The 17,198-nt window shown below is 66.7% G+C and carries 9 protein-coding genes and 1 pseudogene; 6 read left to right on the forward strand and 4 right to left on the reverse strand.

The genetic code is table 11. The features are described 5' to 3' along the window. Positions 1 to 16: 16 nt before the first annotated feature. Together DV701_RS12245 and DV701_RS12250 are read right to left on the reverse strand one after the other, a co-directional pair. Positions 17 to 1,234, reverse strand: coding sequence for a site-specific integrase (locus tag DV701_RS12245; protein WP_114928606.1), 1,218 nt, complete (start codon positions 1,232 to 1,234; stop codon positions 17 to 19). Next, entirely contained in the window at positions 1,231 to 1,479 is a 249-nt protein-coding gene (locus DV701_RS12250) for a helix-turn-helix domain-containing protein (RefSeq protein ID WP_228255010.1), read from the reverse strand. Before DV701_RS12250 ends, DV701_RS12245 begins: the two co-directional genes overlap by 4 nt. 275 nt (positions 1,480 to 1,754) lie before the next feature. On the opposite strand from DV701_RS12250, the gene mobF reads away from it, so the two are divergent. From mobF to DV701_RS12290, 6 genes and pseudogenes are all read left to right on the forward strand, one after another. Further along, positions 1,755 to 5,564 (forward strand): MobF family relaxase, encoded by a 3,810-nt coding sequence (gene mobF, locus DV701_RS12255; protein WP_114928608.1) that lies wholly within the window; start codon positions 1,755 to 1,757, stop codon positions 5,562 to 5,564. Positions 5,565 to 5,938: 374 nt separating this feature from the next. Further along, on the forward strand, positions 5,939 to 6,472 hold the full coding sequence (locus DV701_RS12260) for a hypothetical protein (RefSeq protein WP_228255011.1): 534 nt from the start codon (positions 5,939 to 5,941) through the stop codon (positions 6,470 to 6,472). Between the two features lie 170 nt (positions 6,473 to 6,642). Next, a pseudogene (locus tag DV701_RS12270) lies at positions 6,643 to 7,876 on the forward strand (IS30 family transposase). 796 nt (positions 7,877 to 8,672) lie between these two features. Next, entirely contained in the window at positions 8,673 to 9,623 is a 951-nt protein-coding gene (locus DV701_RS12280) for a NaeI family type II restriction endonuclease (RefSeq protein WP_114928614.1), read from the forward strand. Between the two features lie 72 nt (positions 9,624 to 9,695). Then, positions 9,696 to 11,009 carry a DNA cytosine methyltransferase gene (locus tag DV701_RS12285; RefSeq protein ID WP_114928616.1) on the forward strand — a complete coding sequence of 438 codons (1,314 nt, stop codon included), beginning with the start codon at positions 9,696 to 9,698 and terminating at the stop codon, positions 11,007 to 11,009. Positions 11,010 to 11,150: 141 nt separating this feature from the next. Continuing rightward, positions 11,151 to 11,633, forward strand: coding sequence for a very short patch repair endonuclease (locus DV701_RS12290; protein ID WP_267874116.1), 483 nt, complete (start codon positions 11,151 to 11,153; stop codon positions 11,631 to 11,633). A gap of 215 nt (positions 11,634 to 11,848) precedes the next feature. Here the strand turns inward: DV701_RS12290 and DV701_RS12295 are convergent, their stop codons facing one another. Then, positions 11,849 to 13,783 carry a DUF1998 domain-containing protein gene (locus DV701_RS12295; protein ID WP_324616629.1) on the reverse strand — a complete coding sequence of 645 codons (1,935 nt, stop codon included), beginning with the start codon at positions 13,781 to 13,783 and terminating at the stop codon, positions 11,849 to 11,851. Further along, a complete protein-coding gene (locus DV701_RS12300; RefSeq protein WP_228255012.1) occupies positions 13,723 to 17,037 on the reverse strand; it encodes a helicase-related protein in 3,315 nt (1,104 codons plus the stop codon). The genes DV701_RS12295 and DV701_RS12300 overlap by 61 nt, the downstream gene beginning before the upstream one ends. Positions 17,038 to 17,198 lie beyond the last annotated feature (161 nt).

Consider the following 17,198-nt stretch of genomic DNA (forward strand, 5'->3'; position numbering starts at 1 on the left):
CATCTTCGTTCGGGGTCTAGCCAACCGAGCCGCCCAGTCGTCCGCCGAGCTGGCGCAGCGCCTCGCGCGTGGCCTGCGACGAGACCTGGGAGTAGACCTCCATGGTCATCGAGATCCGGCTGTGCCGGAGCACCGCCATCGCCACCCGCGGGTGCACGTCGAGCGCGACGAGCAGGCTCGCGCAGGTCCGCCGCGTTGCGTGCACGGGGATGATCGGGACGCCGGCCTTGCCCGCCCGGGTCTTGAACGCCGTGTGGAAGTTGCGCGGGTCGAGCGGATCGCCCAGACGGGTCGTGAAGACGAGGCCGCAGTCGCCCCACATGTCTCCGGCGGCGAGCCGTCGCCGGTTCTCCTCGGCCCGGTGCCGTTGGAGGGCCCGGAGGGCGATGTCCGGCAGCGGCAGCGGCGCGTCCGAGGAGGGGGTCTTGGTCCGCCGCCGGAGCAGCTGGCCGTCGACGCGCTGGACCTGCCAGGCGATGTAGGCCTCGCCCTGCTCCAGGTCGACGTCCTCCCACGCCAGGCCGAGCACCTCCCCCCGCCGCAGCCCGAGCACGAGGAGCAGCACGTAGGCCGCATACATCGCATCCCCGGCGTCGCGGGCTGACTCCAGGAACTGCCGGGCGTCGTCCACCGACCACACGGCCGATCGCTTCGCCCGGGGCACCGGCACGCGCACGAGCGCGGCCACGTTGCGGAAGACGAGCTCCTCGCGCATCGCCTGGGTGAGTGCCCCGCGGAGCACGCGCCACGCCTGGTGGACCGTCCACTCCGAGGCGACCTCGTGGCAGCACTGCCCACGCGCGCAGCACCGCGGCTCGGTCCGCGCGGCGTCCTTGCCCTGGAAGCAGCACTGGCACCGCACCCGCAGCTCGTTGACCCAGGTCTGGACGTCGCGGACCGACAGCTTCTCGAGCTTGCGATCCCCCAGGTCGGGGACGATGTAGAGCCGGGAGAACATCTCGTAGTTGCTCGCCGTGGCCGGCGACAGTCCTGGCCGGACGGTCTCGGTCAGCCACTGCTCGAGGAAGTCGCGGAGCCTGGGCGAGACCGGGACGACCGGTCCGCGCCGCGCCTGCTCGTGCAGCCGGAGCCACTTCTCGTGGACCTCGGCCCGGGTCTTGCCGTAGACGGACTTGCGCTGGCGGCGGCCCGCGGGGGTGGTGATCCACACGTGCGCGGCGAAGCCGTTGCGGTAGGGGTAGATCGACCCCTCCCCGTTGGCGCGGCGGCTCACCGCCAGTCCTCCTCCGCCTCGGCCGCCCGCCTGGCGACGTACTCGTCGACCCACGCCGGCAGGATGCGACGGGACCCGCCGTCCTTGAGCGAGCGCAGGTCGCCGGAGATGCACATCATCCGCACCTTCGTCGGCCCGTAGCCGAGCATCTCCGCCACCTCGGGCACGCTGTACCACCGCCGCTGCAGTGGCCCGACCGGTGCCTTGCTCCGCTGCTCCGGACTCCCGCTGGCCATCGTCGACATGTCCACTCCCTTCGTCAGGGACCGACCTCCAGTAGGCCAGATCCCGTGCGGACCAGGCAGGCACCCGACCGTCCCTGTGGATAACCACCCGACGACGAACCCGCCTACCCCCTAAAGCGGCCGAGACCACCCTCCGGGACTCATTTTCTTCAACTTTTTTCTGAGCAGCTCCGCGACCGACCGACGCCCAGCAGCAGCAGATCGAGGACACACCTAGTGCACTCGGCGAAACTCGTGAAACCCTGAGGCTCGTTCGGCCGCCTTTGGTATACGTGATGACGTTGCACAAGCTCGCCGCCGGCAGCGGGTACACGTACCTGACGAAGCAGGTCGCTGCCCACGACGCCACCGAGAAGCGGCAGGTCGGGCTCGCGTCGTACTACGAGGAGAAGGGCGAGGCGCCCGGCCGTTGGCTGGGCACCGGCCTCGCCGGGCTCGACCTGGCCGCGGGGGACGTCGTCACCGAGGAGCAGATGCGGCTGCTGTTCGGCCAGGGCCGCCACCCCCGCTCCGAGGAGCCGCAGGCGGCCGTGAAGGGGTGGGGTGCGTTGGGGCGGGCGTTCTCGACCTTCGACGCCACGACGCTGCGGCAGGTGACGGCGCGGGCGTTCAGCGAGCACAACACGTCGCGGGGCCTGGTGTGGAACGCCCCCATCCCCCTAGAGGAGCGGACGGAGATCCGCACCCAGGTGGCACGGGGCGCGTTCGTGCAGCGGCACGGCCGCGCGCCGGTGGACGAGGCCGAGCTGACGATGTTCGTGGCGAGGGCGTCGCGGCCGGCGCAGGTGCCGGTGGCGGGGTTCGACCTGACGTTCTCGCCGGTGAAGTCGGTCTCGGCGCTGTGGGCCCTCGCCTCCCCGGAGATCGCGCGACAGGTGGAGGCTGCGCACCAGGACGCGGTCCGCGCGACCCTGGCGATGCTGGAGCGTGAGGTCGCCTACACGAGGGTGGGCAAGGGTGGCATCCGCCAGGTCCCGGTGGTCGGGCTCATCGCGGCCGCGTTCGACCACCGTGACTCGCGCACCGGCGACCCGGACCTGCACACCCACGTCGTCGTCTCGAACAAGGTGCAGTCCCTGCCCGGGGAGTGCGGGCGGTGGTTGACCCTGGACGGGCGGATGCTCTTCAAGGCCAAGGTCATGGCCTCCGAGCACTACAACACCCACCTCGAAGCCGGCCTCGTCGACCGGCTCGGCGTCCGCTTCAGCGAGCGTCCCTCACCGGAGGGCAAGCGGGCGGTGCGGGAGATCGACGGCATCGACCCCGCCCTCCTGGCCACCTGGTCGTCGCGGCGGCAGGCGATCGAGACCCGGCAGCGCGAGCTCGCCGCCACCTTCCGGGCCGACCACGGCCGCAACCCCACCACGATCGAGGCGCTGGCGCTGGCGCAGCAGGCGAACCTGGAGACCCCCCCGGACAAGCACGACCCCCGCTCCGAGGCCGAGCAACGCCAGACCTGGCGGGCGCAGGCCACCGCCGTGCTCGCCCCCGCGGGACGCAACCCGGAGGAGATAGTCGCGAGTGCGGTGGGGGCGGGGTGGAGACGCCCCCGGGAGCCCAGCAGAGAAGTGGGGATCGTCGCAGGTCACGAGGTGGAGACGCTCCAGGGACGCATACCTACGCTCAGGGGTGGGGGCGCACGCCCCCAGCTCCTCGCCGCCCGCGTCGTGAAGGTGCTGGAGGGGTCGCGGGCGACGTGGCAGGTCTGGCACGTGCGCGCCGAGACGCTGCGCCAGCTCCGCACCGCCCAGGTGCCCCTGGCCCGGCTCGAGGAACACGCGCGTGAGGTCGAACGCTGGGTCATGCACCGTTTCTCGGTCCCGGTCGGCGTCCCGCTGGAGCTGGGCGAACCGGAGGTGCTGCGCCGCCCGGACGGACAGTCCGCCCACGTCGTGCACGGCAGCCAGACCTACACCTCAAACGCGATCCTGGCCGCCGAGCACGAGCTCCTCGCCCTAGGACTGCGTCGGGACGGCCGCCAGGCAGACCCAGTCGTCGTGGAGGATGTGCTGGCGGCCCAGTCTGCGGACGGGCCGGGTCTGGACCGTTCGCAGACCGCGATGGTCCGCAACCTCGCCACGAGCGGGTGCCGGATGCAGGTCGCCCTTGCCCCGGCCGGGGCGGGCAAGACCGCCGCGCTGCGGGTGCTCGCCCGCGCGTGGGAGACCTCCGGAGGCACCGTCCTCGGCCTGGCCCCCACCGCGGTCGCCGCCGACGAGCTCGGCCGCGCCACCGGCATCCACGCCGACACCCTCGCCAAGTACCTCCACCAGACCACCACCGGAGCCGGCCTCGCCGCCCCGAACCAGGCGGGAGGCCCGAACTGCCGCGTGGGACCGGGGACGTTGGTGCTGATCGACGAGGCCGGGATGGCCGGCACCCGGAACCTCGCGGCCGCGGTCCGCCACGTCGTCGACGCCGGTGGCAGCGTGCGGCTGGTCGGGGACGACCAGCAGCTGGCCGCCGTGGCGGCAGGCGGGATCTTCGGTGGCCTGGCTGAGCAGGGCTACGCGCACGGCACCACCGCCACGCTGACCGAGCTGCACCGGTTCACCGACCCCGCCGAAGGCGCCGCCACCCTCGCGATCCGCGACGGCGACCCCGCCGCCCTGGAGCACTACCTCGACCACGACCGCGTCCACACCGGTGACACCGGGGACGTGGTCGATGCGGCGTACGCCGCCTGGGCAGCCGACCAGCAGGCCGGGCTGTCCAGCCTGCTGCTGGCCGCGACCCGGGACGCCGTGCGCGAGCTGAACCAGCGCGCCCGGACCGACCGCCTCGACACCATCGGGCAGCCGCCCGGGCGCGAGGTGACCCTGGGCGACGGCACCCGCGCCAGTGCCGGGGACACCGTGATCACCCACCGCAACGACCGCACCCTGCGTGCTGGGGATGGGTCGTGGGTCAAGAACGGCGATCGATGGCACGTCCTGGAGGTTCATCCCGACGGAAGCCTCTCTGTCGAGCGCCACCGCGACGGTAGCGGGAGCAAGCGACCTCACGTCACGCTGCCGGCCGGGTACGCGGCTGAGCACGTGCAGCTGGGGTACGCCAGCACCATCCACGCCGCCCAGGGCGCGACCGTCGACACCACCCACACCGTCCTCACCGGGGCAGAGACCCGCCAGGCGCTCTACGTCGCCCTCTCCCGCGGCCGGCAGGCCAACCACGTCTACCTCGCCACACCAACCCCCTCGCTGGACGGTGTCGGACCCGAGGTGCAGGACACGGTCGTCGATTCGCGGCAGGTGCTCACCGACATCCTCGCCCGCGACGGCCGCGCCCACTCGGCCACCACCGTCGAGCGCGGTGACGCGGCTCAGCTGCTGCGCCAAGCGGTGCTGGCCTACCAGGACGCCCTACCGGTCCTGGCCCAGAACCACCTCGGACACGAGCGCATGGCCGCGCTGGACGACGCCCTCGAGCGATGGATCCCCGGCCTCACCGAGCAGCCGGCCTACCCGCACCTGCGCGGCCAGCTCGCGCTGCGCTGGGTCGACGGCACATCACCACAGAAGGTGCTCGAGGAGGCGACCTGGTACCGCGGCACCCAGTCCCTCACCGAGGCCGACGACCCCGCCGCCGCCCTCACCTGGCGCATCGCCGGCACCACCCCACCGTCCCACGGAGACGCACCCCTGCCCTGGCTCCCCGACATCCCGCCGGCGCTCCGGCAGGACACGGGCACGAGCGACTACCTCGACCGGCTCACCCGTCGGGTCGAGCATCTGGCCGAGCGCGTCGCCCACGAAGCCCGGCAGGCTGGTGCGTCCGACCGGGCGCCCTGGCAGCGAGCACTGCCACCGCACGTGGACAGCCAGCTCCTCGGCGATCTCGCCGTCTGGCGCGCCGTCCACGGCACCCCATCCACAGAGCCGAGCCCGACGGGTCTTCCCAGCAGAGATCCCGGCGGAGCCAGACACCAGACCCGATTGATCAGGCGCCTGAGCACGCCGACCTCTGTTCTCGGCATGCCGACGCCAGACCGTGACGGCGGGAGGCTGCGAGCCGGCCAGCGACGAGCAGAGCGTTACGCGCCCCATGAGGGTGCCTTACGCGAGGCACCGGGTCCCGCTCGATGAGGGCCGCGACCAACGCAGGCCATCTTGGGGCGCCGCGCGGTCGAGGCGTCGTGGAACTACCGAAACCGGATGTATTGAGACTGGCCCTGAAGGAACCTAACCGGCAATGCCCGGACCGCACGAAGGCCTGCAGCGGCCATCCGACGTAGACGTTGTGTGTGGGCCCGTTGACAAAGTTGGGCACCGGTCTGGGAACCCTTGAAACACGGTGTCGAAGCCCTCGGGAGAACCCCGGAACCATGTGCTGTTCAGCGGCTGATGGCTTGCCCGTCGACACGTGGGGCGCGGGGCCCACGGTTGGCCAGCCGCAGCAAACTCGCTCGGCGTGTTCTGCCGGACTAGCTTCTAGCCCGCGCAGCTGCCAAGCTGCGCAGGTGATCCAGTACCGTCGGCACGCACGTATGCCCGACGGCGCTCTCGAGCGGGCAGAACTCGAGCGGGTCGACGCTCTAGCTGAGCGTCTCATGGATCACTTACAGGCCGATGAGGGTGTCATCGCGCGGCTCCATATTCATGGGGCCCAATCCAAGGCGATACAAGGCCGGGTGGGAAGCCTGCTCGAAGCGGAACTGGGATTCGCGCCAGAAGTCGTCTTGACCCCCGACGAGGGTTTGGTAACACGAGCGCGTCCGGACTTCTACTACCCGTTGTCGCCGACAACGGGGGTGATCGCAGAGGTCGAGAGAGGCGGCACCACGGCCAACAATCACGATCTGAAGGACTTGTGGAAAGCCCACATCGCCATCAACGCCAACCACCTTTTCCTTGTCGTCCCCAACGAGCTCTTCAACGAGAACGGAGCGGTCCGGGAACGACCATTCCCCAAAGTTGTGCGACGTATGGGGGCATTCTTCACAACCCCGCGCACAGCTGTCGACGTGTTGAGCGTGCACATTTTCGGATACTGATACCCGCACTATTCCCCAACCCGGGAAGGACGAGGGCAAGAGCTGGCTTCGCTCGAGCGTCCAGCATGTCAACGGCGGGTGAAATCTGACCCCTTGGCGGCAGGGTGGTTTCCAGGCACTGTCGCAACGCTTCCCTAGAGTCCGGGAGTGTGAGGTCGTTGTCGCGACGTGTGAAGAAGGGGCCGGGACGGCGCCCGTTGTCGGCCAAGCGTGCTCGGTTCGTGCAGCTGCGGGAGAGGGGGTGGAGCATCTCGGCCGCGGCCCGCGAGGTCGGGGTATCGCGCAGCGCCGGCAACAACTGGGCACGCGGGACGAAGGTCTACCGCCGCGGTGAGGTCGTCGGCTTCGTGCCGCCGCTGGAGCGGCTGGCGGTGCGGCAGATCAGCACCCGCTACCTGTCGCAGGGCGAGCGGATCGCGATCGCGGATCTTCACCAGGCCGGCCTGACCGTCACGGCGATCGCGGCCCGGGTGGGCCGGGCGAAGTCGACGATCTCCAGGGAGTTGCGCCGCAACGCCGGCACGCAGGGGTACCCGTCCGTTCGAGGCGCACCGGGCCGCGACCGCTCGACGCGGCCGTCATCATCCTCGGCGGGTGGAGACCAACACCGAGCTGCGACGAGTGGTGGGCGAACTGCTGGCTCAGCGGTGGAGCCCGCAGCAGGTCAGCAGGCACCTGCGGGCGGAGTTCCCCGACGACCCCGGCATGCAGCTGTGCCACGAGAGCATCTACCAGGCCCTCTACCAGCCCGGGTCCACGCTCATGCGGCCCTCACCGCTGGCGCCGCACCGCCGTTCACCGCTGCGGACCGGGCGGGAGCACCGGCGCGCGCAGCAGCGTGTCGAGCGCCGGCGGCCCCGGTTCGAGCAGCCCATGCTGACGGTGCACCAGCGACCCTTCCAGCCCACAGACCGGACCGAGCCGGGGCACTGGGAGGGCGACCTCATCATCGGCCGCGACCAGCGGTCCGCGATCGGCACCCTGGTCGAACGGCAGACCCGGCTGCTGCGGCTGCTGCACCTGCCCTGCCGCGACGGTGAAGCCCTGCACCAGGCGCTGACGGCCCGCCTGGGTGACCTCCCGCCATACCTGCGACGCTCGATCACCTGGGACCAGGGCACCGAGATGGCCAGACACCTGTCCATCACCCGGACCCTCGGCACCTTGGTCTACTTCTGCGACTCCCACTCACCCTGGCAGCGCGGGTCGAACGAGAACACCAACGGGCTGCTGCGTGACTACTTCCCCAAGGGGACCGACCTCGGCATCCACACTCTCGAGCATCTGCTCGCTGTCGAGAACGAGCTGAACAACCGCCCCCGGATGATCCTGGACGACCGTACGCCGCACCAACTCTTCACCGCGCTGCTAGCCTCCGAAAGTCCGCCGGTGTTGCGACGTTGAGTGGAACCCGCCCTGCCGTCCAGGGGTCAGTTTTCACGTGCCGGCGACACAGCACCAGGTGAGCCGGATGTTAGCCGGTGACGACACGTTGTCAGCCAGGATGGTGCGTTCTTGAAGATCGCGTGGATTCGAAGTAGATCCCGCCGCTTACGCAGCAGGCAAGCCTCAGGCGCGTCCTAGGCGAGTCGCAGAGGCGGCGGTAACAACACGTAAGGCACCATCGCTCGGTTGCGCCGCGACAGTAGCAGATTCGATGACTGTGGCAAGGACGAACGAACCGCGGCTCCAAGCACGGATAGGATGGCGCGGGTGACGGATGCGATGCAGGCAAGCAAGGCAGTGTTGGAGGCGGCGGGCGGCGCCAGGGCTGCCTCCCTGAACCTTTACGTCACCGGAGATGGCCGTGTAATTGTCACCCAACAAGTAGATCAGTACGTGTACGTCCTCGGCGAGGACTTCACAGTCAGTCGGCATGGGCTCGATGCATGGCTCGCTGATGCTTGCCAGCCGGAACCTCAGGTTATCGACTGTTTCGATGCCGAGGGGGCCTGGGAGTTGCTCCGCTTCCTGCGTGGGAACTGCACGGTGTGGCAGTGCGGTGCCTGTGACGCATGGATCTTCACATCGGCATTGCCAAAGATCGGGGTGCTCCATTGCTCGACGTGCGGGGACGGCGGAGTTGACTTCCGGCATGCGGACCGACACACAGGAGAGGGGTAGGGGCAGGTAGGCCTGCCATCGCTCGAACGACACGGGCACCGGAGGCAGCTCAGCGCGCCTCAGATATTGTCCGGGTGTGACCCTTGACCTCCACTTCCAGCTCCCCCCCGACCGCGCGCGGGACAGCATCGTGATCGAGATGGCGCGGCTAGACCCGACTGGTGGGGCCACGGGACAGGTTCTGCGTGATACGTACGACCAGATCTACGACGGTGTGCGAACCCGCCGTTACCGCTGGGACCAGTTGTTCAAGACTGAGAAGACCCATTTTGGAACCCTGGTTGAGATCAACCTTCAGCGCGAGTTCAAGTATGCCGACGGGGCCAAGCTGGACTACTGCATTGCGGGCCACGACGTCGACGCTAAGTACAGCCAGAGTTCCGGAGGGTGGATGTTACCACCCGAGGCCATCGGGGAGCTGTGCATGGTGATTACGGCCAGTGACCAGACGTCGCGGTTCTCGGTTGGTGTCGTGCGAGCATCGGAAGACCTCCTGAATGTTGGCCGAAACCGGGACGCTAAGCGCACGCTCTCCGTTCTCGGCAGGTCGGCGATCAAATGGTTGCAGAGGGACGCCGACCTCCCCCCGAACACCCTGCTGCACATGCCAGAGGCGGACGTGGCCGCCGTCTTTGCGGCCCGGGGAGGGACCAGCCGCGTGTCCGAATTGTTCCGTCGAACCGTGGGGCAGGTCGTGGGCCGCGCAGCCGTGGCGACCGTCGCGGCGCAGCTCGACGTGACTAGGCGAATCCGAGGTGGACAAAGCGGGTCCCGGGATCCCTTAGCCGCCGAGGGCATCGTCATCCTGGGCGGGGCGTACGACTGGCAGCGCGCGGCGGCACGGGACCTCGGCCTCCCCGTGCCGCGCAGGACGGAGTACGTGGCCGGCTACGTGTGCCCCGCGGAGGCGGGCGAGGAGGGGCCCGTCGCGCTCGGTCCCTCGCGTCTGGCGCTGAGGGCGGCCACGGCCGAGACCCGCCAACCGTTCGGCACTTCTTGGTACGGGGAACGTGCCGCGGGCCGGTGACTGCCGACATCGTGGGTGGGCACCGGTGCGCGTCCCAGCCATGTCGGCGGTCCCTGCCAGAATGGTCGCATCATGGACAGCAACACGCACACTGCCGAGCTGACAGCGGTTGAGATCTGCGCCGGTGCCGGCGGCCAGAGTCTGGGTCTCCACCTCGCAGGCTTCCGCCACACGCTCGCTGTGGAACTGGACCGCGACGCAGCGACGACCCTCGAGCGCAACCTTTCCCGCCTTGCCTCCGAAGAGGGCCGCCCGCAGCCGGTGGTCGCGGTCGGGGACGTCGCGGACGATTCAATTTGGAGTCCGCAGGACCACCGAGGCGTCTCGTTGCTGGCGGGCGGGGTTCCTTGCCCGCCGTTCTCCGTCGCCGGCAAGCAGCTGGGGTCATCCGACGAACGGGACTTGTTCGCTTGGGCTGTCGAGGCAGCGGGCCAGATGATGCCGGACGCCGTGCTTCTCGAGAACGTTCGTGGTCTGTCCATGCCACGCTTCGCAGGCTACCGGCAGGCCGTCCTCGATCGGCTCGGCGAGCTGGGATACCACGCAGACTGGAGATTGCTGGAAGCCAAGGACTTCGGAGTCCCACAGCTGCGCCCTCGCTTCATCCTGGTCGCGCTGCGAGAGGAGTTCGCGCCGTACTTCTCCTGGCCCATGCCCACCCCTACCGTTCAAACGGTCGGCGCGGCGCTGTACGACCTTATGGGTGCGAACGGTTGGATGGGCGTTGAGGCATGGGCGAGGAAGGCCGACCGGGTTGCCCCCACCATCGTGGGTGGCTCTAAGAAGCACGGCGGCCCTGACCTCGGCCCGACCCGGGCGAAGCGCGCGTGGCGCTCGATGGGGGTAGACGGACTGGGCATCGCCGATGCTGCACCCAGCCGTGACTTACCCGAGGACTTCATCCCCAAGTTGACGAACGAGATGGTCGCACGGATACAGGGCTGGTCCGGCCCTGGGTACGAGTGGGACTTCGGAGACCCCAAGGGCCGCAAGACGGCCATCTACCGTCAGATCGGCAACGCTTTTCCCCCGCCGGTGGCGCGCGCCGTCGGGCTGGCGATCGCAGCCGCGCTGCGCAAGGAATCACTCCGATCCGACGATGAAACCGACGGCGGCCAGTATCAAGACGAGGTGTACCGAGCGATGCGGAATCACGGCGGCTTTATGTCGCTCGCGGGTCTCCGCAACGCTCTCGGACGCGCCCTCGCCGACGACGAGATCGTTCGCCGAATCAAGTTTCTGAGTCATGACTTCGATATCGAAGTGAGTGAGCGCGGGGGCGTACCCGTTTATCGCATAGGCGACTGGCATGCTTTCCGCGGACAGGAGGACCACGCCCGCCATGCGGCGTTTGCCACAAATCGTCTTCGCTCGAAGATCAGCTGAGCAGTGGCCAATGCTTCAGGTTGCCCACATGGGTGACCGCATGACCGTTGCGGCCCCGGACGACCAAGCGGCGCCAGGTGTGCATCGTGGAGCGACCGCGGAAGGTGCCTTTCGACACCGGATGTTCTGCACGAGCGAACGATGAGCGGGCGGCCACGGTCGAGCAAGCGCACCAGGCGGGTGGACTCCGAGACGACTTCGTATGCATCGACGTCTGGTGTCCGCAACCGTATGCAGCTGCAACGCACCCGCGACACAGCGCCGGAGTTGGCTGTGCGCCGCATTCTCCACGCCCGGGGTCTGCGGTACCGCGTTGATCGGCCACCCCTAAAGGGGTTGCGACGCCGAGCCGACATCGTTTTCGGCCCGGCTAAGGTGGCAGTGTTCATCGACGGTTGCTTCTGGCACGGCTGCCCTGAACACGGTCGCAAGGAAACCCAGGCGAACCCGAATTACTGGTCTGGGAAGATGGCGAGGAACCGTGAGCGCGACGCCGACACGGATGCACAACTCGCGGAGGCCGGTTGGGCTGTCGTCCGCGTATGGGAACACCAACCCCCCGTAGAGGTAGCGGACGTCATCGCCGACATTGTGGCACGGCGGCTCGGCAAACCGTCACGCTGAGGGGTGGTCCTGCGGCCCGCAGCTCTCGGCGCGCCAGCGCTCGGGTTGTAAGCGCGCCACCCTGCAGGCGAGACTGGGCGGTTGAGGCCCATCGAGTCGGGAGATCGTCATCATCATCCCTAGCTCTGACCTGGCGGATTGATCGACCCCGCCCACTGACCTGTGTGGCAGTTACAAGACTGCTACGCAAGCTGAGACGGGAGGCTGGCTATTGGCTAGGGAGCCGAGGATGCCGAAAAGTACCCCACACTCGGATTCTGCAGCGAACCGATGACAAGGCCCCGATCCAGGAAGCGATTGAACTCTTCGCAGCTGGTTTCGGGCAGAAGTGCACAGGCGTGGCATGCCGCCAAGTTACAAGAATCGGGGCCCTGGCCGCCCTCACCGGCTTCCATGCAGATGGGATCAGTTGAGCACCACTCCGCCGCAGCGATAGCTGCATCCCACACGCGTTCCAAGTTGCCTGGTTGGCCCATCCTGACGAGTCCGCCCATGGTCCCCTCCGAGTCGCCAGCGGCAGTATATATCAACACACCCGCCATGGGGCTCGGAGCTCCGGCGACGTAAAGCCGTTCCCGAAGGGAGGCGGAACTGTATCCGCACTCGAAGATCAATTGATTTATGAGCAAGTGTGCGATTGTGTGCATCAACACGAGACGGGGACCCAGCTCGCGTTCCGCCAAGCCTCGCGCTGCAACAACCGCTCCGTAGCGACGGGAAATCAGACTCGCGCGCTCAAGCACTTCGGGGCGGGCCTCCCAGGCGGCGAGGCGACTCTCGTCTAGTTCTAGGTAGATGCCTTCCCCGCGAACCTCGTATGCCGGGAGCCACTCGGTCGCGACTGATGGCATATTTCTCCACAGTCGCGCCTTGCCCTCCCGCAGCTTTAGGCCTCCAGAGTTGAGGCGCGTAAAACCCCAGAGCGCTCGGGTTTCTCGCAACGTCTCGATGAGTCGCACGCGAGAAAATGCCTCTGCGAGGATCGGGTCGAAGTCACTTGTCGGTGCGGTGACAGTGAGGTCGTTGTCAACTATTGCGTCCCGCAACAACGCGTATTCTGGGCGGCGCCATTCAGTTTGCGAGGTGTCATCGAGTGAGAAATCCTGATCTGAGACTGGCACGAATAGATCATCGACCGCTGCCTGAATCTCGTCGTCTTCGTAGCGCTCGAGTAGGCCGAAGGCGTCCGTCTTCCGCACGGCCGCCGGTGTCAGTTCACCCACTTCGCGGAGTACACCCAGCATCGAGAACTGCGGCTTTCGAAGGATCTGCATGAGATCTTCAGGTGCTGTTTGCTTCTGCGGCAGATAGATCGAGCTTTCAACGAGCGGGAAATAGACGTTCGAGGCGCCGCGTAGCGTTGCTCTCAGTGGCCGACCACAAGGCTCGCTGTGGTCACCAAGCCAAGGCTTCCATCCTGCGCAGTCATAGGTTTCTTCACCTCCGGCGAGAGACTGCGTGAGGATGGTGGAACTTTCGCCGGAGGAATCACGGGCGGTGTTGGTGATACCTGTTAGGGGACGTGACGCCTTGCAGCCATCACAGGACACGCGCTGGCCCGACAGCGATCCGCCACCACCTGACGTGAGACGCATGACACCCCGGCAGCTCGGGCGCAACGAGCGGTGCACCCATTCTCGCCAGGGGAAGTCTGCTAGGTGTCCTTCCTCGCAGGCGATAACGAACGGCACCTGCGCGAGTACGGGCCCTTGATTTCCCTTGCCTTCGTGCTTGGGGTCAGCGCAGCGGGCACGGCCCTGCAGAGCCAACGGGTGCTCATGCAGCCGCTTGCAGTATGGGCAAAAACTCCACCTTGGAAAACGAAGTCCGGGCACGGTCAACCTCAGGTTGGGTTCCTGCAGGCCGCGGCCACTCGACGTCCGATAGTCGGGCGGCAGGCGGAAATGACGCACCCCCAGCCGCTTTTCGAGACGCCATTCGTCGATCCTGTAGTCGTGCAAATCGACGTTCTCGCCGTCAAACCAGTGGTCAAGACCGGCCGTCACGACCGAAGATCCACCGACGAGGACATGCATAGATCCGACGCCAAAAGGTGAGATCAGCTGTGCTCGACGGATACCCCCGGTGGTCACTCCGAGACCTCCAGCGCGCGGTCCTCGTGGTAAGCCACAGTCACGCTTGTGCGGCACTCCGCGTCCACGTTTCGCATCGAAGTGGGGATCTCCCATGACGGAGTGGGTGGTTCTGCGGTACCGGGGAAGCGCATGAGACCGTTCAGGGGATCCCCGGTCAGGTAGTTCCCGTCCCACTCCGCCCTGCCCCAGTGCTGCCATTCACGGGCCGCGAGTGCCAGTAGCTCGGTCGCGGCCCCCATCTCGCTGGCATCGACGCGGCGCAATCTGGCGAGCAGGAGGGCACTCCCTCTCTCAGCGAGTTCCTGGGGGTACGGCCAAGGCTTGCTCCCCTCTGGACCGTACATGCGCACGTAGGCGACCAACGCGGCCCGGAGTGCGCGTTGCATGACCGGCTTGGCGAACGGTGTGACGCTCGTCGGTTCGACTTGTGCATACAGCTTCTCGTGATAACTGCGGAAACGCTCGTAGTGGCTCCGGTCTCTCGGCTTCGCAGCACCATACAATGTAACGACAAGCCCAGGCCGTTCCCACCAACGGCGGCCTACCCGTCCAGATACCTGAATATACTGTGCCGTCGTCTTTGGTTGTCCGACAATTGTCATCAAAGAGAGCCGTTCGATGTCGACGCCCACCTCAACGATGCTTGATGCGAGGCAGACGCTCACGGCGCCTCGAGCATCCTTGTCGCGGCCAGTGGTGGGCACACGTTTCCGTTCGAGTTGTTGGATGGCACGCGGGATCTCATCGTCCCGGCGGCGACTGGTGAGCTCAAGCGGCGAACCTGGAAAGCGGACCGCAGTCAGTTTGTCGCGTAGCCGGACCCCGACGATGTAGTCGGGGATATCCGACTGCATCAGCGACAGGGTGTTTCCCAATTCACGAAGGCTGTTGAAAAACCAGAGATTGGTCCACCAGGGATCTTGCTCTTCTGCTGAAGCTAGGAGAAGCGGCGCCTGAAGTAGCGACGCCCCGACCCGCACTTGCACGGACTGGGTCGACCCGAGCGAAGGGGCATGGACTCCGACATACCGCCGTCCCGGTAACAATTCGCCGGTGGCCGGATGCCTTGCCCATACCGCAAAGAACGCGTCTTGGACGTCAAGTCCCTGTGGGGGAAACAGGCGCACGGTTTGGCGGCCGTAGACAGCAAGTGCTTGTTCTTCGTAACGACGGATCGTGGCGGTTGACGCGACGATTTTGGGCAGGGTCGGTTCGCTCTGCCGATGATCCGTGCAAAGGTCTTCGATAACGCCCTCATAGAGCCCGACCATGGAGCCCAGCGGCCCTGAAATGAGGTGAAACTCATCCTGAATGATCAAGTTTGGTGGTGCTAGTTCTCGATCGCCGTTGCCGTTGATACCGAAAATTGCTCGAGCCTTGTCGCGCCAGGCGAGCATTGCAAACTTGTCGACAGTGCCGATCACAAGCGTCGGTCGTTTGGCGTAGATATCTTCGTCTACAACGTACAGAGGCAGCCCGCGGGCAAACGCACACTTGCGGTCCGGACACGCCAGGCGGACGACGTCGCGCTGCTTGATGTATCCGGGTACGGTCGGCTGTTGCCCGCGCCCGCGCCCGCGCCGGTGTTGCTGCTGCTCCTGGGTGGGGCCCATTGTCGCCGCGCACCATGGGCATTGCAGAAGGAGAAATTTGTTCGAAGCATTAGCGGGATCACGAGCCAAAGCGTTCCAAGTCTCGACCGCTTGTTTGTGCGTATTCGGCGTCGTGTCTCCACCGAGCCAGATGCCAACGCTGAACTCCGCGGTACCGAGGTTTTGGTCATCCTGACGCAGTTGTTCAAGCGCGCAGATCAACGATGCCGCCCTGAGGAATTGCTGTGCTGTCAGGAGCCGCAGTGTGTAGCGCATGAGGACGTCGGTGCCCGCTCCTCCAGTGATGGCGCTGGATGGCTGCGGTCCTAAGTCCGGACCGCCGGTCGCGCGCAGCCTACGGAGGAGCATGGAAAACGCAGCGAGCCCTAGATACGCCTCGGTCTTGCCTCCGCCAGTGGGAAAGAAGATCAACTCTATGGTTTTGCGCTCGGCGTCGTCCCCTAGCGCAGTGGATTTGAGAGCCGCTAGGAAAAAGGCGATCTGGAACGGCCGCCAGAAGCCGCGGTCCGGCGACAGCGACCCGTCCGGTGGAAGTCCCTCGACCTTGATTAGCCCGTTCGCATCGACCGACGTTCGTCGGAGCTCGGCCGAGGACCTGGCTTGCTGGGCCAGCATGGCAGCGTTGGCAAGGCGGAAAGCCTTGCGTATCAGTGGGTCTGTCCGAACTAGACTCCACCCGTCACGCATGCGGTTCAGGGCAAGGTCACATTGTTGCAGGTGGTCATCGGCTGCGGGCTGCAACTCCTGGGGGAGGTTGACGCGCTCTTCTCGACGGCGCGCGATCCATTCTTCATATGAAGCGAGCAGTTCTTCTACCTGGTCGGCAGCTGCAGTATCGTCGTCCCCGGCTAGCAGGCGCATGTCGACCTTGAGGACGGAGTTATCCCTGGCACGTATGTCGGGCGTCACGCTCGGTGCTTCGTACTGGGGAAGGCAAACGCCCCGTAGTTCGGTCACCGCGTCACCCGGCTCCCGTTCCCAGTCAGCCGCACAGCCATGGCCGATGCCGAAGGTCTGATGCCGCCGGTAGAGCAGAGCGATTGACTGTTCTTCACGATCGACCACCCGGTTCCCACGACGCTCGCGGTAGGGCAGGATGGCAGCCCCTTGCTCCGCCAGAACTGTCAAGCCGGCCTGAAATAGGCAGTGAGCGCTTCCCCGTCCCGAGCTGCGGTTGGTGACTGTCAAAGTAATTAGTCGTTGGCCGTCGATCAAGCGACTGAACGCTCGAAGTTCGAGCGTGGACGGGTCAACGCCTTCGACCGTCCACACATCTGGGGCGATGATGCGACGCCCCTGGTGCTCTGTCAGCCCCGCCGCGCTGAAGTAACCCACAGCCTTGACGGGTCGTCGGACCCACCAACGTGGTGTCGCGTCCCCGACGACGACTTCAATCGGAGCGTAAGCACCGAAGGAAGCGACCACGCGCAATCCTGAGCCCGCAGGCAGATCGGCGCGGAAGGACACGCCGACGGTGCTTTGCTCCCAACTGTTCGCCAAGCTCAAGTCAAGATCGTCGCCGTCAGCGGCGACCGATCCGGAGTCTTCGCTAGGACCGCCCCCCGCGTCCGGCGGTACCTCGCCGCTCGTCTTCTCAAGGCCCGGGACGACTACCTGGAGCGGGGAGTCAGCGACGTGCGCCGGATGCAGTACGCCTACGCCGTAGCGACGAACCGGTTCGGTGTCCGACAACACCTCCTGCAACGTCTTACTGCAATGGTATGGGCCCGCGACGGCCTCCCAGCTGTCAAATCGAACCCTCGTTGACAGGTCGAGGGGCATGCCTCGAGGCGCGTCCGATTGAGGCCCAACCAGTTCCTCCGCGAGGGCTCGCTGCACGATCTCCCGGGTAGCGG

It is taken from the genome of Ornithinimicrobium avium (assembly GCF_003351765.1).
GTDB lineage: Bacteria > Actinomycetota > Actinomycetes > Actinomycetales > Dermatophilaceae > Ornithinicoccus > Ornithinicoccus avius.